This is a genomic window from Erythrobacter sp. JB1-4 (assembly GCF_057365025.1).
The window spans coordinates 3,319,226-3,338,266 of sequence record NZ_CP200292.1; the positions used below are offsets into that span (position 1 = coordinate 3,319,226).

Sequence of the window (19,041 nt, forward strand, 5' to 3'; positions counted from 1 at the left end):
TAGGGCGGCCCCCGCTTCATGTGAGAGACAATGAACGCAAAACGCTTGTTTCGCCAGATTCACTACTGGCTTTCGGTCGCCGTCTTCATCCCTGCCGCGATCATGTTTGTCGCTGGCGGCATGCTGATGCTCAAAAAAGAGATTGAGTGGATACAACCCGGCACTGAGCGCGGGGTGGTTGAGGACACGATCCCAACCATCTCCTACGATCAAATGGTCGAGGCTGCGCGCGCGCATCCCGAGGCTGGGATTGAGGAATGGACCGACATCGACCGCATCGACCTTCGTGTGGACCGCGGCGTGGCGAAACTTCGGGCAAATTCTGGCTGGGAAGTGCAGATCGACACCAGCACAGCTGAGGTCTTGAAGGTCGCCTACCGCCGGTCCGACACGATCGAGGCGATCCATGACGGATCGTGGTTTGCCGATTGGGTGAAGCTCTATGTCTTCCTCCCCATCGGCGTCATCCTCATCATCATGTGGGGAACCGGCGGCTATTTGTTTTTGTTGCCCTATTTAGCGAAGTCGAAAAAGAAGCGCGCCAAAAAAGTCGCCCCAAAAACCGGTACGCCGACCGGTACTCCGCCCGCCACCAATTGAGGGAAATCTCATGAGAATTCTTGCCACAGCAGCCTCACTGTTCGCCCTTGTAGCAACGCCCATTTTAGCGCAGGAAGCGCGCCCCGTTGAGGAGCAAATCGGTGCTGGCGGGCGTCCGGTTGGCGCCAATTGGTCGCGCAGTCCGGTTTATGCTGAAAACGGCATGGCAGCGACCGCTCACCCCTTGGCAACCCAGATCGCGCTCCAAGTCCTACGAGAGGGCGGCAATGCGGTGGATGCAGCAATTGCGGCCAATGCAGCGCTCGGCCTGATGGAGCCGACGGGTAACGGTATTGGCGGTGATCTGTTTGCAATCATCTACGACCCCAATACCGATCAATTATACGGCCTCAATGGTTCTGGACGCTCGCCGGCGGGCCAGTCACTCGATCAACTGCTCGCCAAGTTGGACGGAGCCGATGCACTGCCAGCTGTGGGCCCCCTCCCCGTCACCATTCCCGGAACGGTCGATGGATGGTTTGAAATGCACGAACGCTTTGGCTCCATGCCCATGAACGAGGTGCTGGCACCAACTGTCGAGTACGCGCGCAAAGGACACCCGGTTGCCCCAGTCATTGCGATGTATCTGGACCGTTCCTTGCGATCCTACACGCGGCGGCTTGAGACCACGGCGTTTGAGTTCGACAATGCCCGCGCCACCTATTTTGCCGACGGAGCGCCAGAAGCTGGCGACATCTTCAAGAACCCTGATCTGGCGAACACGCTTGAGACAATCGGGCGCGACGGGCGCGAGGCGTTCTATAAGGGCGATTTGGCCAAGGTCATGGTCGACTATCTCCAGCGCCAAGGTTCAGCTTTCACTATAGAAGACTTTGCCGCGCATGAGAGCGAGTGGGTCGATGTGGCCTGCGCAGGCTACCGCGACGGGTTCGAGTTGTGCGAGCTTCCACCAAACTCACAAGGCTTTGCCGCCTTGCAGATGGTCAACATCCTCAAAAATGTGGACCTGCGCCAATGGGAACGCGGCAGCCCGGAGGTCATTCACTACATCACCGAGGCAAAACGGCTCGCTTATGCCGATGTTGCGCGGTTTTATGCAGACCCTTCGTTCTCCGCTTTGCCTGAAGAATTGCTGAGCGAAGATTACGGCAAGCAGCGTTTTGCGCTGATTGACCCTGCCAAAGCGACGCCTGAGTTCGCTCCGGGAGAACCGGTACCTGAGCCAAAGTTAGAGGGCGAAGGCGACACAACCTACCTCACCGTGACCGACAAAGACGGCATGATGGTGAGCCTCATCCAATCCAACTATCGCGGTATGGGCGGCGGTTTGGTGCCAGATGGCCTTGGTTTCATGCTGCAAGATCGCGGCGAACTTTTCAGCCTCGATCCCGAGCACCCCAATGCCTACGAACCGGCCAAACGGCCCTTCCACACTATCATTCCTGCCTTTGTTAAGAAGGACGGAAAGCCCTTCATGACGCTTGGCCTGATGGGCGGCGGGATGCAGCCTCAGGGGCATGTGCAGGTGCTCATCAATATGGTCGATTATGGCATGAATGTTCAAGAAGCGGGGGATGCCGCGCGCATCAACCACGACGGCGGTCGGCAGCCGACTGATAGCCTCAACGGCCCGATTCAGGATGAACTTGGGACGCTCAATGTCGAACCCGGTATCCCGGCTGAAACCGTCGAGGCTTTGCGCGCCATGGGTCACAATGTGCGGGTCGTCTCCAACGGCATCATGTTCGGAGGCTATCAGGCAATCGTGCGCGACGCGGAAACCGGCGTTTATGCCGGCGCGACCGAGATGCGCAAGGATGGACAAGCGAGCGGGTATTAAGGCCGAACGGACCCAGAGGGTCCGCAAGGGCGACCGCCCGCCCGCAGCGGGGGCAGCTTGCCTGCCCGTCCAGCGAGGACGCGCGCCCGGATGGGCGTGCGGAAAACAAAAACGCTGGTGATCCCGACAGGATTCGAACCTGTGGCCTTTGGATTAGGAATCCAACGCTCTATCCACCTGAGCTACGGGACCGACCATGTGCTCCCATAGCATTATGGCGCACGCGATCAATTGAGCTTTTCTGGCGGGGCCACAGGAAGCGGCAGCGGCGCGACGGCCACGCCCTCTTCGACAAGCTCTTTGGCCTCTTCAAGGCTCGCTTGTCCGTGGATCACCTCAGCATCGCGCTCACCATAGTGCATCTCGCGGGCCTGTTTAGAGAACTCTTTGCCCACATATGTGCTGTTTTCGAGCGCCTTAGCCTGCGCTTTTGCGAGAGCTTCGATGGCCTTCTTGACCTCAGCAGGCGGCTCAGCATTGGAGACCGCTTGTCCTTCACTTACATTCGGTTGAACCGACTGCTGGGGGACTGGCGCAAGGTCTGGCTTGGTGTTGCCTTTGGCTGGCACGGCAGGTGCCATGGGCGCTTTGCTCACCGCGGCCGTTTCACACTCAGGGCACGTCACAAGGCCGCGCGCCTGTTGCTCCTCAAAGGCAGAGGAAGACTTGAACCACCCTTCAAAGCGGTGGCCGTGTTCGCAAGTAAGGTCGAATACGATCATTGTGCGGGACTAATTGGGGATTTTGCGGCGGTTGGCAAGGCTGGGGATTTGTGAACGAACTTCAGCGATACGGCCAAGGTCGATGTCGCAGAAGCCGAGGCCCGGCCCATCCCCGCCCATATCGAGCAGCACTTCCCCCCATGGGTCCACCACAAGAGAGTGCCCATAGGTTTCGCGCCCATCCTCGTGTTTGCCGACCTGGGCCGCTGCAATGACAAATGCGCTGGCTTCAATGGCGCGGGCTCGCAGCAGAACGTGCCAATGCGCTTCGCCTGTGGGCTTTGTAAAGGCGGCAGGCACCGAGATGGCGTCGCATTCCCGGCGGCCAAGTTCTTCGAAAAGAGCAGGGAAACGCATGTCGTAACAGATCGCGAGACCGAGCCTTCCCAAAGGCGTCTGATCAATGCTCACGACCTGTTCGCCCGGGGCATAGGCGTTGCTCTCACGCCATGTTTCACCGGTTGAAAGCTCAACATCGAACATGTGGATTTTGTCATAGGAGACGGGTGGACCGCCGTTGGGCCCAAACACCCATTGGCGATTGGACAGCCTCTCGCTCCCACGGCGCAGCGGCGCTCCGACGGCGAGATACAGGCCAGCTTCCGCCGCTAAGCTGGCGAGGCGCTGCGCCATGTGGCTATCGCTTGCATCTTCGATATGTTGGGCAGCGCGTTTGCGGTCGCGGTCCAGATGCAGCGACATTTCGGGGGTGAACAGCATTTGCGCCCCCTCGAGGCTAGCGTCGAGAACCGCACGAGCGATCGTCTGAAAATTCGCCTCAGGATCAATCCCCGACGTCATTTGATGGACGGCAATCTTTGGCACTTTGCCGTGTCCTACTGTGCCAAAAGCGTGTCGAGCTCGCCCTTGCTCTCAAGCGCGGCCAGTTCGTCTGAGCCGCCCACGTATGTCTCACCAATGAAAATCTGCGGCACGGTGCGCGCATTTGGTGCACGAGCGATCATTTCATCACGCTTTTCACCGCCCATGGTGATGTCAAATTCGTTGTAGGCTGCACCCTTTTTGTCGAGCAAGTGTTTGGCACGCACGCAGAAGGGGCAGCCGAATTTGGTGTAGATGTCGATTACTGGTGTGGTCATAATTTTCCGATCCCAAAAGCCTCTTGAAAGGCATATCTGGAACCCTAACTAATGTGTGTCGCCGCATTTCGCCAGTCTTGGGAGATGCAACAGCGGCATAACACCAGCAGGCGCCACATGAGGTGGGTCTGCGAATACAACCAAATTGCTCAAACAAGAGGATTTGCAAATTTATGTCACGTCTTGATTTTACCCCATATCGCCGCAGCACCGTTGGCTTTGATCGTCTCTTCGACATGTTAGAGAGCCAGGCGCGCGCGAGTTCAGGGGACAATTACCCCCTTTCAACATCGCTAAAAATGGTGAGGACACCTACCGCATCACGCTGGCGGTAGCCGGTTTCCGTCCGCAGGATATTGAAATCACTGCGCAAGCGAACCTGCTCACCGTCCAAGGCCGCAAACGCGAAGATGCTGATGAAGGCGCAGAAATGCTCCATATCGGTATCGCGAACCGCGGGTTTGAGCGCCGGTTTGAGCTTGCTGATTATGTGCGCGTTGACAATGCAGCGCTCGCCGATGGCTTGTTGGTCATCGACCTTGTCCGCGAGATCCCTGAGGCGATGAAGCCAAAGAAAATCGCGGTAAACGGCGCGGCGACATTAACCGCCGTTCCGACAGAGAAACCCGGCGATGATGTTTCGGATGCCGACGCTGCTTAAGCGTGAGCTAACACGCTCAAATACTTAACGACTAAACACAAAAAAGGGGCGGTTCCCGAAGGAGCCGCCCCGCGACTGTTGTCGCCCCGACCAAGTATAACCGTCCGGGTCGCAGTAGACGGTCATTCCCCAGTTCGAGCCCTTCGCAGCAGTGAGCATTTGTGCTCACGGGTCCTAACCTTGCTGCATAACTTTTTAAGGCGCCGAGCAAAAAGCGCGCCCTTCCCGCGCACACGCGGTAGTCCGGCTTAGAAACCCATACTGTGCTGTGCATCACAATCTAGCCACACACACAATTAACAATCTTGTAACTTCACGACAAAAGCCATGCGTCCAATAATCCGGCGAATGGGCCGGAATGGCGCGACCCATCTTAGACCGTCATTGGCCTCAGCCCATCACTAGACGAGGCGCGATTGTTCCAGCGCTGCTTCGATGAAGCCAGCGAAGAGCGGATGGGGATCAAATGGCCTGGATTTAAGCTCCGGGTGGAATTGCACGCCAACAAACCACGGGTGGTCTGGGCGCTCAACGATCTCGGGCAAAAGGCCGTCGGGCGACATGCCAGCGAACACCAACCCGCCGCTTTCGAGTGGCTCGATGTAAGCGCTGTTCACCTCATAGCGATGGCGGTGGCGTTCTGAGATTGTTTCAGCCCCGCCATAAATGCGCGAGGTGTGGCTGTTTGCGCCAAGTTTCGCCTCATAAGCCCCAAGGCGCATGGTCCCGCCAAGATCCCCGCCCTCTTCGCGGCTTTGCAAGCCCTCTTCGGTCATCCACTCGGTGATGATGCCGACCACCGGCTCTTTGGTTTCGCCAAATTCGGTCGACGAGGCCTCTGCAATCCCGGCGGTGCGTGCGCCCTCGATACAGGCCATTTGCATGCCAAGGCAGATGCCGAAAAACGGAACCTTGCGTTCACGGGCAAATCGTACGCTTGAAATTTTACCTTCGCTGCCCCGTTCGCCAAATCCACCTGGGACCAAAATGCCGTGCATCGGCTCAAGCGCTGCGACGATATCGCTTTGATCCTCGCCTTCGAAGATTTCAGCGTCGATCCACTTGATGTTGACCTTGACCCGGTTGGCAAGCCCGCCATGGACGAGCGCTTCATTGAGACTTTTGTAAGCGTCGGGAAGACCGACATATTTCCCAACCACCCCAATGGTGACTTCGCCTTCGGGGTTGAAATAGCGATCTGTCACATCATCCCAGGCCGTAAGGTCGGGCGCAGGTGCATCGGTGATGCCAAAGCCGCGCAAAACCTCTTCGTCGAGGCCCTCTTGGTGGTATTGCAGCGGCACTGAATAAATCGAAGGTGCATCAAGCGCCGGGATCACCGCTTCTTTGCGAACATTGCAGAAATTGGCAATTTTTTGGCGCTCACCATCGGGAATGGGGTGTTCCGCGCGGCAGAGCAACACATCGGGCTTGATCCCCAAGGATGCCAGTTCACGCACAGAGTGCTGTGTGGGCTTGGTTTTAAGCTCCCCTGCGGCCGCAATATAGGGCACAAGGGTTACGTGGACGCTTAGCGTTTGAAACGGCTCAAGTTCGTTACGGATTTGCCGAATGGCCTCCATAAACGGAAGCGATTCGATATCGCCAACTGTGCCGCCAATTTCGCACAAGATAAAATCATGATCATCCTGATCAGCAAGCGCAAACTGTTTGATCGCATCTGTCACGTGAGGGATCACTTGGACTGTTGCGCCCAGATAATCGCCGCGCCGCTCCTTTGCGATGATATCGCGGTAGACCCGCCCCGAGGTGATATTGTCGCTCTGGCGCGCTGACACGCCGGTGAAGCGTTCATAGTGCCCCAGATCAAGGTCGGTCTCAGCCCCGTCGTCGGTCACATAGACCTCGCCGTGCTGATACGGGCTCATCGTGCCCGGATCGACGTTGAGATAGGGATCAAATTTTCGGATGCGGACCTTGTACCCGCGTGCCTGTAGGAGGGCAGCAAGACTTGCTGCCATGAGACCTTTGCCGAGCGAGGAGACCACGCCGCCGGTGATAAATATGTACCGCGCCATGGGAGGCAAGCCTTAAGCGTTCGAGGGGATTCGGGGCAAGCGAATTGGCGTGCTTGTTAAGCGCCAATCCACAGCTGTTGCATTTGGGCCGAGGGTTCGACCGGATTTTTATTCGCTAAGAAGGTCATCAACCTCGGCAGGGCTGGCTTCTTCTTCAGAAGCTTCGCCCTCACCAGAAGCCGCCCCATCCTCGCCATTGTCTTCACTCAGAAGATCAGCGGCACTGGGTGCGCTTGCATCGCGGTCGAGGGTTGAGGTTACATCGCCAACGCTCGATTCGCTCACGGCAATTGCCGCCAAAGTGATCGACATGGTGACAAATGCCACTGCAAGCCATTTGGTTGATCGGGTCAGAAAATCCGCCGCCCCTCGCGCACCAAGTGCACCATTGGGGTTGCCGCCAATTCCAAGGCCCCCGCCTTCCGAACGTTGCATGAGCACCACAGCCACGAGTGCAGCGGCAATCATGGCCTGAATGACGGTTAGGATAATGAACAGCGACATATTTGCTTCTTCTAATGGATTACCTTGACGATGCGCACTTAGTGATAAGCGCACCGAACAACAAGGCTAGTTGATGTTTGCCTCAAGCCTCGTCGGTCTCTGCTGCGGCGAGCGCAATACCCATAAAGCTGTCGGCAGTAAGGCTCGCCCCGCCGACAAGCGCGCCGCCGACATTGGGGACAGCAAATATCTCGCTCGCATTTTCGGGCTTAACCGAGCCACCGTAGAGGATGCGAACGGCCTCGCCGTGCTCTTCGCCGTAAAGCTTGATCAACAGCTTGCGGATCTCACCATGCATTTCTTCGATGTCAGCGGCCTCAGCCGTCTTGCCTGTGCCAATCGCCCAAATCGGCTCATAGGCGACGGCCAGCATCTCGGTGGGGTTCTCAATTTCAGCTGGCAACGACGCTTTTAGTTGGCGTGTGACAAACGACACCGCATTGCCCGCCTCGCGTGTCTCATCGCTCTCACCGCAGCACATGATGACCCGCAGGCCAACAGAAAGCGCCGAATCGGCCTTAGACTGCACCAAAGCGTTGGCTTCTTTGTACGCTTGGCGCCGCTCAGAGTGGCCCAGGATCACAAATTTGCCGCCCGCATCAGCGACCATAGCCGCCGAGATATCGCCAGTGTGCGCGCCGCCGTCCTGCTCGTGGCAATCCTGTGCGCCCACAGCGATTTGTTCTGCCTCGCGGTGGATTGGGTGAATGAGAGTGTAAGGCGGCGCAATCGCCACCTCCACCTTCATATGACGCTGCGCCGCCCGGTCAATCGAGCGTGCTTCAGAGAGCATGGCTCTGGTGCCATGCATTTTCCAATTTCCTACGATGTAGGGCCGTTGGGACATTGAGTTACCTTGAAATCGAAATCACGAATCTTGGCTCTACATGTAAGGTCGAGCGGGCGCGTCGGCTAGCGGAGCGATTAAGTTTAGTCAAAACCCCTTTCAACCTGTTGCCGCGAGGTCGCAGGGTCGATAAAGCGCCGATGCAGCACATTGTGAGCAACGGATGCCGGGAAAAAGGCGAATTTCAGCCATTCCGACATCTTTTGTATCGCCATGATGTTGCTGACGCCAAAATGAAGCGGCGTAAAGAACAGAATAATTGCGATGCAAAACGCAAAAGCAAAAGCACCGGGAATTGACTTAGATGATCTCGCTTTTTCGTAACTTCTTCCAGTCGAAGATTGGCCTGCCCATCTTTATCGGCTTTCTTGTCATCGTGGCGCTTGCTTTTGCGTCTGCTGATGTCACCGGCTCTGCAACTTTTGGTGGGCTTAGCGGAGATGATAAAGTCGCAGCTGTTGGCGGCAACACCATCTCGGCCAATGAAGCCAGTGGCGCGATCAACAATGCCCTGAGGCGCGCAAGACAGCAAAATCCCACGATCACTATGCCGCAATTCGTCGAACAAGGCGGCATGGATGCTGAGCTTGATGTCCTGATTGATCGCTATGCCTTGGGCCTGTTTGCGCGAGAGAACGGCCTTCGTGCGGGCGACAATCTGGTAAACAGCGAGATTTTACAGATAGCCGCATTCCGCAATCTAACCGGCGATTTTGATCAGGACGTATATGAAACAGCGCTGCGCCAGCAGGGCATCACCGATGCGATCCTTAAGAAAGACATTGCTGACGGTCTTCTGGCTCAACAGATTTTGAGGCCCGCCCTCACCTCGCCAACGCTTCCGATGACGGCTGCAAAACAGTATGCTTCGCTGGTTCTGGAACGCCGCAAAGGCGCGATCGCACAGGTCTCCAGCATGGCCTACGCCCCGGAAGGCGACCCAAGCGATGAGGTTCTTTCAGAGTTCTACGGCGAGAATCAGACCAATTTCATCCTGCCCGAACGCCGCACCGTACGCTTTGCAGGTTTTGGAGCTGGCGATATCACCAAAGACCTCACGCCAAGCGCAAAGCAAATTGCAGCCCGGTTTGAACGCGATGCGGCAAACTATGCAGCGCAAGAACGCCGCTCTTTCAGCTCCTTCGTTGTTCCAACCGAGGACGCAGCAAAAGCGATCACTCAGCGTATTCGGGGCGGTACCTCATTGGAGGCTGCTGCCAGTGAGGCGGGCTTTAACGTCTCTGAAGGTGCGCTGCGCGATCAGGAGGCGACCGGGTCTTCCACCAGCTTTGCAGTCGCGGAAGAACTGTTCAAAACTGATCGCGGCGCCATGATCAACCCTGCCAGGGGCGCTCTTGGTTGGTATGTGGCGCGCGTCGATGAAATCGAACGGACCCCTGCCCGCACGCTTGATCAGGTCAGCGGTGAAATCTCCGCTCAACTCGAACAAGAAGCGCTCGCAGCAGAGCTTGCTGAACTCAGTTCCAAGATCGAGGAAATGGTTGATACCGGCACCTCCCTTACCGATGTGGCCGAACAGTATGGTTTGGAGGTGGTGACCGCCTCTAACCTTACCGCAGACGGCGCAATCTTTGGTGCGCCTGGTCAGTCGGTCAACGCAACCGTGCGCCCGCTGGTTGAGACCGCTTTCCAGATGGAAGAAGGCAATCCTCAGCTGGCAGAAATCATTCCGGGATCGCAATTTGCGGTGTTTGATGTCTCCGAAATCACCGAAAGCGCAGCGCCGCCACTCGATGAAGTGCGCGAGCCTGTCACAATGGCCTGGAGGCTTTCAGAGGGCAGTAAAGAAGCGCGCAAGGTCGCAGACAAGGTTCTCAAGAGCATTGAGGGCGGCACACCCATTGCCAAAGCATTGAGCGATGCAGGGGTTGAGGCACGCGCGCTCAGAGAAGTCGACCTTAGCCGCCGCGAGCTCTTGTCGTCACAAAACCAACGGGTGCCATCGTCGCTCGTTCTCCTGTTCTCAATGGCTCAAGGCTCGGCCAAGGTCCTTGAAAACAACAACGACCTTGGCTGGTTCATCGTCAATCTTGATGAAATTTCAGTGGAAGAGATGGCCGATGACAACCCATTGCTTTTGCAAACACAAGGCCAACTCTCACAGGCGCTTGCCAACGAATATGCCGACCAGCTTTCTCGCGCGGTTCGCGAAGAAGTTGGTGTCGAGCGAAATCCAGAGGCCATTGAAGCGCTTCGTGCAAATCTAGTCGGCGAGAGCTGATCTGCTCGCCTCTCTAACCCTCAAGGTACTCGCGTGAGCCAAGCCCCGCTTCAAGGTGCGACGCTGGAAAACGCTGTCGATGCTGTGCGTCTTCTTGAGCAAGGCGCGCCGGCACTCGTGTGGCGCAAGGTCGTGGCGGATTGTGATACGCCTGTTGGAGCTGCGCGGCGGTTGATTGAACCGGGGCGCGGGGATTTTCTGCTGGAATCGGTGGAAGGAGGCGAAGTGCGTGGGCGCTATAGCCTGCTTGGGCTTGATCCTGACTTGGTGTTTCGCGCGACCGAAGGCGAGGCGGCGATCAATGCCATGTGGAAGCATGATCGTTATGCGTTTCGCGCTTGCGAAGGCAATGCGATGCAAGAGCTGCGCGCGCTCTCGCAAAAGTGCCGGATTGATGTGCCCGAAGGTCTGCCCCCGGCTCTTGCGTGCCTTGTCGGGTATTTTGGCTATGAAACGATAGGGCTCGTTGAAACCTTGCCCCGCGCACCTCAGGGCGAGTTGGCGCTTCCCGACATGTTGTTTGTGCGGCCAACTGTCATCCTCGTGTTTGATGGATTGTCCGATGAACTGTTTTGTGTCGCCCCCATTTGGGAGACCTCCGATCCGAAAAACGCGGTCGAACAGGCCGGTGACCGCATTGATGAAACCTTAAGGGCACTCGCTCAACGTCGGCCCGAAGAACCTAGGGCTTCAGCCGACGCCGTTGTGCCGGAACTCGCGCCCGTCATGTCCGGCGACGACTACAAGGCGATGGTGGCGCGGGCGAAGGACTATATCCTTGCAGGCGACATCTTTCAGGTCGTGCTGGCGCAGCGTTTCACCTGTCCTTTTGAGCTGCCTCCTCTGGCGCTTTACCGCAGTTTGCGCCGGGTAAACCCATCGCCGTTTCTATATTTCCTCGACCTGCCCGGTTTTGCGATTGTGGGCTCTAGTCCCGAAATCCTTGTCAGGGTGAGAGATGGCGAAGTCACTATCCGCCCTATCGCGGGTACACGCCCACGCGGCACTGACCGGCAAGAGGACGATGCTAATGAAACGTCGCTTCTGGCTGATCCAAAGGAACTGGCTGAACACCTCATGCTGCTTGATCTGGGCCGCAATGATGTGGGCCGCGTGGCCTCGAAAGGCAGCGTTGAAGTCACCGACAGCTTCACCATCGAACGCTATAGCCACGTCATGCACATTGTCAGCAATGTGATTGGCCAGCTTGCTGATGACAAAGACGCATTGGATGCCGTCTTCGCAGGCTTTCCCGCTGGCACCGTATCGGGCGCTCCCAAGATCAGAGCATGTGAAATTATCGCTGAGTTAGAGCCTGAAACACGCGGGGCATATGCAGGCGGCGTTGGGTATTTCGCGCCCGATGGCTCTGTCGACAGTTGCATCGTTTTACGCACAGCTGTGGTCAAAGATGGTACAATGCATGTGCAAGCGGGGGCCGGGATCGTTGCCGATAGCGAACCGGACTATGAACTTGCCGAATGCCGCGCGAAAGCGGGCGCATTGATAGCGGCCGCACGCGAAGCCGTGCGCGTCGCAAGCGAACCGGGATTTGGCCAATGAAGCGCTATGCTGTTCTCTTAAGCGGACTTTTCGCACTTGCCGCATGCGATCAGCAACCGGCAGGCGAGCCCGTGGTGCGCGCTGAGATTGGTGATGCTGTGCCGCGTGAGGCTCAGCAGACTGTTGAAACTGTGGCTGCGGCAGATGAGACCGGAACTGACAGCGTGTGCAATTCTGTCACGTTTGAGGGCGTCTCACTAACGCATTGCGTCGCTGATCCGGCGGCGCACCGCATCTCCACCGGGCTTGCGCCATCGAGTGGCCCGAATTTTGGCACTATCGAAGGTTGGGCTGCGGGACGCGATGAAAGCGCAATCGCCTTTGTGATGAACGGCGGCATGTATGATGACGCGTTAAAACCGCTTGGCTATTTTGTGCGCGATGAGGACCGTTTGGCAGAGCTTGACCGCGCTGACGGGAGCGGGAATTTCTATCTCAAGCCCAATGGTGTGTTCTTTGGTACGGGCGGTAAGTGGCGCGTCCTGGACAGCGACACCTTCCTGCGCACCATCGGCACGCGGCCTGAATTCGGGACACAGTCTGGCCCCATGTTGGTGATCGGTGGCAAGCTGCACCCGGAAATTCAGGAAAACGGCCCCTCCAAAGCGATCCGCAACGGTGTCGGCGTGGACAGTTCGGGCAAGGCACATTTCGTGATCTCGAACGAGGCTTTGAGCTTTGGCCAGCTTGCCCGCTATTTCCGCGATGAACTCAAGACACCCAATGCGCTTTTCCTTGATGGCAACGTGTCATCGCTCTGGGATCCGGCAAATGGCCGCATGGACAGCCGCCGGGTAGGCCCATTGTTGGTGGTGAAGGCGAAGTGATGAACAGCAATATGCTCAGCTACGAACGCACGCTTTACCCGGAGATTGAGCCTTACGAAACGGGCATGCTCGATGTGAGCGAAGGGCACTCGCTCTATTACGAGCGCGTGGGCACACCGGGAGCAAAGCCAGCGGTCTTCCTCCACGGCGGCCCTGGCGGCGGCATGAGCCCTTCCCACCGCCGGCAATGGGATCCGGCCAAATACGACGTGCTCCTGTTCGATCAGCGCGGCTGCGGGCTCTCGACGCCCTTTGCCGAGATCGAGAACAACGACACATGGCGCATTGTCGCCGATATTGAGGCCTTGCGCAAAATGTGCGGCCACGATGCATGGCAAGTGTTCGGCGGCTCATGGGGTTCAACCCTTGCGCTCGCCTATGCGCAAAAACATCCTGAGCGCACCACTGAACTCGTCCTTCGCGGGGTTTTCCTCGCCCGGCAGGCGGAAAAGCAGTGGCTCTACCGTTACGGCGCAAGTGAGATTATGGCTGAGCAATGGGACGCGTTTTCCGGCCACATTCCGCAAAGCGAACGCGGCGATCTCGTGAAAGCATATTACGAGCGCCTCACCAGTGACGATGAGCCCACCCGCCTTGCGGCTGCGACCCAGTGGTCCTTGTGGGAGGGCACGGTTGCAACGCTTCTTCCCAACGACGACCTGCTCGCCGATTTCGAAGAGCCGGCAAAGGCAGTTCCTTTTGCCCGGATTTGCGCGCGGTTTTTCCTCGAAGACTTCTTCCTCGAAGAAGACCAACTCCTTCGCGATATGCAAGCGGTCGCCCACATCCCAACCATCATCGTGCAAGGCCGCCACGACATCTGCACCCCGCCCGGTGCTGCATGGGCGGTCAAAAAGGCCATGCCCAATGCAGAGCTTTGGATGATCCACGATGCAGGCCATTCAGCAGGCGAACCGGGGATTGTGGATGGTTTGGTGCGGGCAACTGACAAGTTTGCGGAAGGGTCTCAATGAGCCAAATATTGGTCATCGACAATTACGACAGCTTCACCTTCAACCTTGTCCATTATCTGATGGAACTTGGCGCGGATGTGCAGGTTGAGCGCAATGACGCCATGACGGCCAATGAAGCGCTCGCCACAAAAGCCAGCGGATTTCTCATTTCGCCCGGCCCCTGCACCCCCAATGAAGCAGGTGTGAGCCTCGATTTGGTGGCGGCTTGCGCGGATGCTCAGAAACCCTTGATGGGTGTGTGCCTTGGTCACCAATCCATCGGTCAGCACTTCGGCGGCACCGTCACACGCGGCGGATTGATGCATGGGAAGACCTCCCCTGTCACTCATGACGGCAGCGGGCTATTTGAAGGCGTCCCAACCCCCTTCACCGCCACGCGTTATCACAGCCTTGAGGTGGTCGATGTGCCCGACAGCCTTATCGCCAATGCACATGCTGATACGCCAGGCGAAGATCACCCTAGTGTTATGGGTGTCCGCCATGCTGAGCTTCCCATTCACTCGGTACAATTCCACCCAGAGAGCATTGCGACAGAACATGGCCATGCTTTGCTTGCCAATTTCATGATAATCTGCGGGCTTGAGCCAGAGGAGATGGCTTAATGACCAGCCTACCCCTCGACGCCCCCTCCCTCACCCGCGCCGAAGCAGATGAAGTGTTTGCCAATATCCTCGATCTGAAAGTCAGTGCGGAAGAAATCGAAGCCTTCCTCATCGCCCTTTCCGCACGCGGGGAGACCGCCGTGGAAATCGCCGCCGCAGCCAGCGCCATGCGCGAGCGGGTGAACGGTATCGAGGCGCCCGACAACGCGGTTGATTGCTGCGGCACCGGCGGCGATGGGCAGCATACCCTCAACGTTTCCACCGCCGTCAGCCTTGTGGTGGCCGCTTGCGGTGTGCCCGTTGCAAAACATGGCAATAGAGCCGCCTCGTCCAAATCAGGTGCAGCAGACACTTTGGAGGCCTTGGGGCTTGATCTCGATGCCGCTGTCAGATGCGCGCAGAAGACGTTGGACGAGGTTGGCATTTGCTTCCTCTTTGCCCGTGTGCACCACCCTGCCCTTGGGCCCATTGCGCCCATCCGTGAGAAAATCGGCAAGCGCACCATTTTCAATCTGCTTGGCCCCCTTACCAATCCCGCTGGCGTAAGGCGGCAGTTGATTGGTCTGGCGAGCCCTGAACTTGTGCCGATGTATGCCGAGGCTAAGGCAAGCCTTGATCCCGATCACACCTTTATTGTTTCGGGGGACGAGGGGCTGGACGAACTCTCGCTTGCTGGCGGAAACACCTTAGCCGACGTTCGCAGCGGCGGCGTCACTATGCGCCGAATTGAAGCCAGTGATATCGGCCTAGCGAACGCACCGCTTGAGGCCATTCGAGGCGATGATGCGACCTATAACGCGGCTGCCCTTACGCGTCTGCTAGATGGCGAGAAAAGCGCTTACCGTGATGCCGTGCTGCTCAATGCGGCAGGCACTCTCGTGGTCGCAGGTGTTGCGGCTGACTGGAACGAGGGCGCGGCCAGGGCGGCAGAGGCTCTCGACAGCGGGGCCGCCAAAACGCTCCTCGCCAAATGGATTGAACTCACGGTATAGCTCGGCGCTCACATGAACAAACTCGAAGAAATCTGCACCAAAAAGCGCGAAGAAGTGGCCGAGCGCAAATCCGCGACCACCATTGCCGCGCTCGAATCGGCTGCCCAAGAGCAAACAGTGCCCCGCGGTTTCGAAGCCGCATTGCGCACAAAGGTTGAAACCGGATTTGCTCTTATCGCCGAGGTTAAAAAGGCAAGCCCTTCCAAAGGCCTTATTCGCCCTGACTTTCGCCCCGCAGATCACGCACGAGAATATGAGAAAGGCGGCGCTGCCTGCCTTAGCGTCCTTACCGATGCGCCTTATTTCCAAGGACACGAGGACTATCTGGTCGAGGCGCGCGGCGCGTGCACCATCCCGGTTTTGCGCAAAGATTTCATGGTCGATCCCTGGCAGTGCCTTGAAGCGCGTGCCATCGGGGCAGACGCCATCCTCATTATCGTTGCCGCACTGGACAATGCGCAAATGGCCGAGATCGAGGTGGCGGCGCTTGAATACTCGATGGATGTGCTAGTTGAGGTTCACGATGAGGCGGAGATGGAACGCGCCCTCACCCATCTCAAAAGCCGCCTGATTGGCGTCAACAACCGCGACCTTAAAACCTTTACAACCTCGCTCTCCACAACCGAACGCTTGGCTCCGCTTGCCCCCGAAGGCGCTCTGCTTGTTGGTGAAAGTGGCATCGCAGCCCACACCGATTGCGAGCGGCTTTCTCGGGCCGGTGTGCGCACATTCCTTGTGGGGGAAAGCCTGATGCGGGCAGATGATATTGCCGGGGCCACACGCACGCTCCTCCACGGTTAGCTCTGATTGGATTGTCCTACTGCGACCAAGTCTGGCATGACGGTGCGATGACCATTCCTATCCTTGCCCTTCAATCGACTGGGTCGATTAATGCGACTTCCATTGATCGATTGGATTTCAGCCCCAGGACAGTGTGCCAAGTGTGCCAAACTTCCAACATTGGAGCCGTTGCATGAGCCGACTCACTCACCTTGGAAAAGATGGCGCCGCGCATATGGTGGATGTTGGCGCAAAGGCACAAACGCACCGCGTCGCCATCGCCAGCGGCTTGATCAGCATGTCCGAAGAGGCACTCAAGGCGATCCACGAAGGCGACGCGCCAAAAGGCGATGTCCTGGGCACAGCACGCATCGCTGGCATCATGGCGGCCAAGCGCACAGGCGATCTTATCCCATTGTGCCACCCGCTCGGTCTTGAGGCGGTGACGGTCGACTTCACCTTTGACGAATGCGCCATCCGCGCAACAGCAAGCGCCTCTCTCACCGGCAAAACCGGGGTTGAGATGGAGGCTATGGTTGCGGTCTCCACTGCCCTCCTCACCATCTACGACATGGCCAAGGCGATCGACAAAGGCATGGTGATTGGCGAGGTACGCTTGATCGAGAAGCGCGGCGGCAAGTCGGGCACATGGAAGGCGGACGCGCTGTGAGCGCAATGCTCTCGCTGCAAGAGGCACAGGAAAGGCTCCTCGCACTCACACCTCAATCGCGGTCATCGCGCGTTGCGATCAACGACGTTACCCTCTGTTCGAACCAATGGCTTGCCAGCGATCACTACGCCGCCCGCACTCAGCCACCATGCGACCTGTCAGCGATGGACGGTTATGCCATCAGCGGCGCTGGACCATGGCAAAAGGTAGGCGAAAGCAAAGCCGGGACGCCGTTTGCAGGGGCGCTATTGCCTGGACAATGTACGCGCATATCAACGGGCGCCCATATGCCCGAAGGCGCTAAGGCCGTGCTCATCCAAGAGAATGCAGAGGTAGAAGGTGAGGTGGTCAAGCCCATCCACCTACCTCAGACCGGCCAACATGTACGGCGCAAAGGCTTCGACTTTGAGGACGGTCAGCTTGTGCTTCCCAAAGGCAGCGCGGCAACGCCCGCGGCCCTTGCCTTAGCGATCTCCGCTGGGGTCAGCACGCTTGATGTGGTGTCCCCGCCCTCGGTCGCGATCCTTGATAGCGGGGACGAGTTGGTCGAGGCTGGACAGCCCTGCGCACTCCACCAGATCCCGGCTAGCAATGGGTCGATGTTGGCCGCGATGCTGCACCCTTATGTAGGCGCCACAGACCGTCTCGGTCCCGTCCCCGATGACCGCGCCCGGTTGGCAGAAGCGCTGAGTCAGGCCGAAAAGCATGATATCCTCATAACCTCAGGCGGGGCATCTGTTGGCGACCATGACCTTGTGCAGGACGCTCTGCGTGAATGGGGCGCTGAGATCGATTTTTGGAAGGTTGCGATCAAGCCGGGCAAGCCGTTGATGGTGGCGACGCGCCAGACCCAAGCGGGGCGTCAAGTCATCCTTGGTCTTCCCGGCAACCCGGTCTCAAGCTTTGTGACTGCTTTTCTCTTTGCGTTGCCATTGGTGCGCAAGTGCCTTGGTGCGCCTAACCCGCTCTTTGAAACTGTACAGATGACCGCAGGCGAGGCCATCCCTGCCACCGGGCCACGTCATGAGTTCTTACGCGGCATCCTATCAGAGGGAATCGCACAGCTTGCATCTTCACAAGACTCAAGCGCTTTAGGGGCGCTCGCCGTGGCCAATTGCCTCATCAGCCGCCCACCCCATTCGCCGGCTGCCCAAACGGGTGACAAGGTGGAAGTCTATTGCCTTTGAAATGGCGGTTTTCTGCCAGCCTTGTGGAAATCGGCGTGTTGACTTGCGAACAGAAGTTGCCTATTCGTTCCGCATTCGTTCACCATAAGGGTCGAACGGTTAGCGTTCTGTATCGCACCTGTTCTGCTTTTGCGCATAGGGTGCTTCTTGGGAGCGCGCGATCTTGGCACTGCGTTTGGGATGCGCAACGTTGCGTCCTTTCGCGAAGAGTGCGGCTGATGGAGTTTGCCCATGCTTACGGCAAAGCAACATGAATTGATCCGTTTCATTCAGCAACGCCTGGAAGAAACAGGCGTGTCACCCAGTTTTGAAGAAATGAAAGAAGCGCTTGATCTTAAGAGTAAGTCAGGCGTGCACCGCCTGATCTCTGCGCTTGAGGAACGCGGCTTTATTCGGCGTCTTCCCAACAGGGCCCGCGCGCTTGAAGTTATCAAGAACCCTGAGGATGCAACACCTAATGCGCGTCCTGCTCTTGCTTCGGCGGCGAATGATACCGTTGCGGCGAATGCTTCTGCGCCAAGAGCGCCCGAACCTGCAAACGATGTGATCGAAATCCCACTGCATGGGCGGATCGCAGCAGGCGCACCGATTGAGGCGCTAGAAGGACAAAGCTCGCTTCCTGTCCCCGCAGCATTGCTCGGACCGGGGGAGCATTACGCGCTGGAGGTATCGGGCGATTCGATGATCGAGGCCGGCATCTTTGATGGTGACTTTGCACTGGTCCGGCGCACGAACACCGCGCGCGATGGCGAAATTGTGGTGGCGCTTGTGAAAGGCGAAGAGGCAACTCTCAAATATCTCCATAAGGATGGCGGCTTAGTTCGCCTTGATCCGGCCAATGCGACGTATGACCCTCAAGTCTATGGTCCAGAAGAGGTCGAAGTCCAAGGTAAGCTTGCCGGGCTATTGCGGCGTTACCACTGACCGCGA

Annotated in this window: 19 protein-coding genes, 1 tRNA gene and 1 pseudogene; 13 read left to right on the forward strand and 8 right to left on the reverse strand. The window is 57.8% G+C overall.

What is annotated here, in order from left to right:
* Positions 1-30 precede the first annotated feature (30 nt).
* Positions 31-600, forward strand: a complete 570-nt coding sequence (locus tag AC0V61_RS15565; RefSeq protein ID WP_486159020.1) for a PepSY domain-containing protein — start codon at positions 31-33, stop codon at positions 598-600.
* Between the two features lie 10 nt (positions 601-610).
* Positions 611-2,401, forward strand: a complete 1,791-nt coding sequence (gene ggt / locus AC0V61_RS15570) for a gamma-glutamyltransferase (protein ID WP_486159022.1) — start codon at positions 611-613, stop codon at positions 2,399-2,401.
* A 115-nt stretch (positions 2,402-2,516) separates the two neighbouring features.
* Here ggt and AC0V61_RS15575 read toward each other — a convergent pair.
* The 4 genes from AC0V61_RS15575 to grxC all read right to left on the reverse strand — a co-directional run bounded on the left by AC0V61_RS15575 (position 2,517) and on the right by grxC (position 4,223).
* Positions 2,517-2,593, reverse strand: a tRNA-Arg gene (locus AC0V61_RS15575).
* A 35-nt stretch (positions 2,594-2,628) separates the two neighbouring features.
* The gene (locus tag AC0V61_RS15580; protein WP_486159024.1) at positions 2,629-3,123 is read right to left on the reverse strand and encodes a DUF1178 family protein; all 495 of its coding nucleotides are present in this window, start codon (positions 3,121-3,123) and stop codon (positions 2,629-2,631) included.
* 9 nt (positions 3,124-3,132) lie between these two features.
* Positions 3,133-3,948, reverse strand: coding sequence for a carbon-nitrogen hydrolase family protein (locus tag AC0V61_RS15585; protein ID WP_486159026.1), 816 nt, complete (start codon positions 3,946-3,948; stop codon positions 3,133-3,135).
* Between the two features lie 11 nt (positions 3,949-3,959).
* On the reverse strand, positions 3,960-4,223 hold the full coding sequence (grxC, locus tag AC0V61_RS15590; RefSeq protein WP_486159028.1) for a glutaredoxin 3: 264 nt from the start codon (positions 4,221-4,223) through the stop codon (positions 3,960-3,962).
* 173 nt (positions 4,224-4,396) lie between these two features.
* Here grxC and AC0V61_RS15595 point away from each other — a divergent pair.
* Positions 4,397-4,884 (forward strand): annotated as a pseudogene (locus AC0V61_RS15595) (Hsp20 family protein).
* Positions 4,885-5,285: 401 nt separating this feature from the next.
* On the opposite strand, the gene pyrG reads toward AC0V61_RS15595, so the two are convergent.
* From pyrG to AC0V61_RS15615, 4 genes are all read right to left on the reverse strand, one after another.
* Positions 5,286-6,923, reverse strand: coding sequence for a CTP synthase (gene pyrG / locus AC0V61_RS15600; protein WP_486159030.1), 1,638 nt, complete (start codon positions 6,921-6,923; stop codon positions 5,286-5,288).
* 108 nt (positions 6,924-7,031) lie between these two features.
* Entirely contained in the window at positions 7,032-7,427 is a 396-nt protein-coding gene (gene secG / locus AC0V61_RS15605) for a preprotein translocase subunit SecG (protein ID WP_486159032.1), read from the reverse strand.
* Between the two features lie 82 nt (positions 7,428-7,509).
* A complete protein-coding gene (tpiA, locus tag AC0V61_RS15610) occupies positions 7,510-8,274 on the reverse strand; it encodes a triose-phosphate isomerase (protein ID WP_486159034.1) in 765 nt (254 codons plus the stop codon).
* Positions 8,275-8,357: 83 nt separating this feature from the next.
* Entirely contained in the window at positions 8,358-8,489 is a 132-nt protein-coding gene (locus AC0V61_RS15615; RefSeq protein WP_486159036.1) for a hypothetical protein, read from the reverse strand.
* An 89-nt stretch (positions 8,490-8,578) separates the two neighbouring features.
* On the opposite strand from AC0V61_RS15615, the gene AC0V61_RS15620 reads away from it, so the two are divergent.
* The 10 genes from AC0V61_RS15620 to lexA all read left to right on the forward strand — a co-directional run bounded on the left by AC0V61_RS15620 (position 8,579) and on the right by lexA (position 19,035).
* Positions 8,579-10,516, forward strand: a complete 1,938-nt coding sequence (locus AC0V61_RS15620; protein ID WP_486159038.1) for a peptidylprolyl isomerase — start codon at positions 8,579-8,581, stop codon at positions 10,514-10,516.
* Between the two features lie 63 nt (positions 10,517-10,579).
* Complete coding sequence (trpE, locus tag AC0V61_RS15625) at positions 10,580-12,079, forward strand: anthranilate synthase component I (RefSeq protein WP_486159604.1); 1,500 nt, start codon at positions 10,580-10,582, stop codon at positions 12,077-12,079.
* On the forward strand, positions 12,076-12,906 hold the full coding sequence (locus AC0V61_RS15630; RefSeq protein ID WP_486159040.1) for a phosphodiester glycosidase family protein: 831 nt from the start codon (positions 12,076-12,078) through the stop codon (positions 12,904-12,906). The genes trpE and AC0V61_RS15630 overlap by 4 nt, the downstream gene beginning before the upstream one ends.
* A gap of 11 nt (positions 12,907-12,917) precedes the next feature.
* Positions 12,918-13,880, forward strand: a complete 963-nt coding sequence (gene pip, locus AC0V61_RS15635) for a prolyl aminopeptidase (protein ID WP_486159606.1) — start codon at positions 12,918-12,920, stop codon at positions 13,878-13,880.
* Entirely contained in the window at positions 13,877-14,482 is a 606-nt protein-coding gene (locus tag AC0V61_RS15640) for an anthranilate synthase component II (RefSeq protein ID WP_486159042.1), read from the forward strand. Before pip ends, AC0V61_RS15640 begins: the two co-directional genes overlap by 4 nt.
* Positions 14,482-15,474 (forward strand): anthranilate phosphoribosyltransferase, encoded by a 993-nt coding sequence (trpD, locus tag AC0V61_RS15645; protein ID WP_486159044.1) that lies wholly within the window; start codon positions 14,482-14,484, stop codon positions 15,472-15,474. Before AC0V61_RS15640 ends, trpD begins: the two co-directional genes overlap by 1 nt.
* Before the next feature lie 12 nt (positions 15,475-15,486).
* Positions 15,487-16,275 (forward strand): indole-3-glycerol phosphate synthase TrpC, encoded by a 789-nt coding sequence (gene trpC, locus AC0V61_RS15650; RefSeq protein ID WP_486159046.1) that lies wholly within the window; start codon positions 15,487-15,489, stop codon positions 16,273-16,275.
* A 172-nt stretch (positions 16,276-16,447) separates the two neighbouring features.
* A complete protein-coding gene (moaC, locus tag AC0V61_RS15655; RefSeq protein WP_486159048.1) occupies positions 16,448-16,924 on the forward strand; it encodes a cyclic pyranopterin monophosphate synthase MoaC in 477 nt (158 codons plus the stop codon).
* A gap of 5 nt (positions 16,925-16,929) precedes the next feature.
* Complete coding sequence (locus tag AC0V61_RS15660) at positions 16,930-18,111, forward strand: molybdopterin molybdotransferase MoeA (protein WP_486159608.1); 1,182 nt, start codon at positions 16,930-16,932, stop codon at positions 18,109-18,111.
* A 231-nt stretch (positions 18,112-18,342) separates the two neighbouring features.
* A complete protein-coding gene (lexA, locus tag AC0V61_RS15665; protein ID WP_486159050.1) occupies positions 18,343-19,035 on the forward strand; it encodes a transcriptional repressor LexA in 693 nt (230 codons plus the stop codon).
* The last annotated feature ends 6 nt before the right edge of the window (positions 19,036-19,041 follow it).

Excerpts from the sequence above, each read along its gene's own strand:
- AC0V61_RS15565 (WP_486159020.1), top strand. The coding sequence starts at position 31 with ATGAACGCAAAACGCTTGTTTCGCCAGATTCACTACTGGCTTTCGGTC.
- ggt (WP_486159022.1), top strand. The coding sequence starts at position 611 with ATGAGAATTCTTGCCACAGCAGCCTCACTGTTCGCCCTTGTAGCAACG.
- AC0V61_RS15580 (WP_486159024.1), bottom strand. The coding sequence starts at position 3,123 with ATGATCGTATTCGACCTTACTTGCGAACACGGCCACCGCTTTGAAGGG.
- grxC (WP_486159028.1), bottom strand. The coding sequence starts at position 4,223 with ATGACCACACCAGTAATCGACATCTACACCAAATTCGGCTGCCCCTTC.
- pyrG (WP_486159030.1), bottom strand. The coding sequence starts at position 6,923 with ATGGCGCGGTACATATTTATCACCGGCGGCGTGGTCTCCTCGCTCGGC.
- secG (WP_486159032.1), bottom strand. The coding sequence starts at position 7,427 with ATGTCGCTGTTCATTATCCTAACCGTCATTCAGGCCATGATTGCCGCT.
- tpiA (WP_486159034.1), bottom strand. The coding sequence starts at position 8,274 with ATGTCCCAACGGCCCTACATCGTAGGAAATTGGAAAATGCATGGCACC.
- AC0V61_RS15615 (WP_486159036.1), bottom strand. The coding sequence starts at position 8,489 with ATGGCGATACAAAAGATGTCGGAATGGCTGAAATTCGCCTTTTTCCCG.
- AC0V61_RS15620 (WP_486159038.1), top strand. The coding sequence starts at position 8,579 with ATGATCTCGCTTTTTCGTAACTTCTTCCAGTCGAAGATTGGCCTGCCC.
- AC0V61_RS15630 (WP_486159040.1), top strand. The coding sequence starts at position 12,076 with ATGAAGCGCTATGCTGTTCTCTTAAGCGGACTTTTCGCACTTGCCGCA.
- pip (WP_486159606.1), top strand. The coding sequence starts at position 12,918 with ATGCTCAGCTACGAACGCACGCTTTACCCGGAGATTGAGCCTTACGAA.
- AC0V61_RS15640 (WP_486159042.1), top strand. The coding sequence starts at position 13,877 with ATGAGCCAAATATTGGTCATCGACAATTACGACAGCTTCACCTTCAAC.
- trpD (WP_486159044.1), top strand. The coding sequence starts at position 14,482 with ATGACCAGCCTACCCCTCGACGCCCCCTCCCTCACCCGCGCCGAAGCA.
- trpC (WP_486159046.1), top strand. The coding sequence starts at position 15,487 with ATGAACAAACTCGAAGAAATCTGCACCAAAAAGCGCGAAGAAGTGGCC.
- moaC (WP_486159048.1), top strand. The coding sequence starts at position 16,448 with ATGAGCCGACTCACTCACCTTGGAAAAGATGGCGCCGCGCATATGGTG.
- AC0V61_RS15660 (WP_486159608.1), top strand. The coding sequence starts at position 16,930 with ATGCTCTCGCTGCAAGAGGCACAGGAAAGGCTCCTCGCACTCACACCT.
- lexA (WP_486159050.1), top strand. The coding sequence starts at position 18,343 with ATGCTTACGGCAAAGCAACATGAATTGATCCGTTTCATTCAGCAACGC.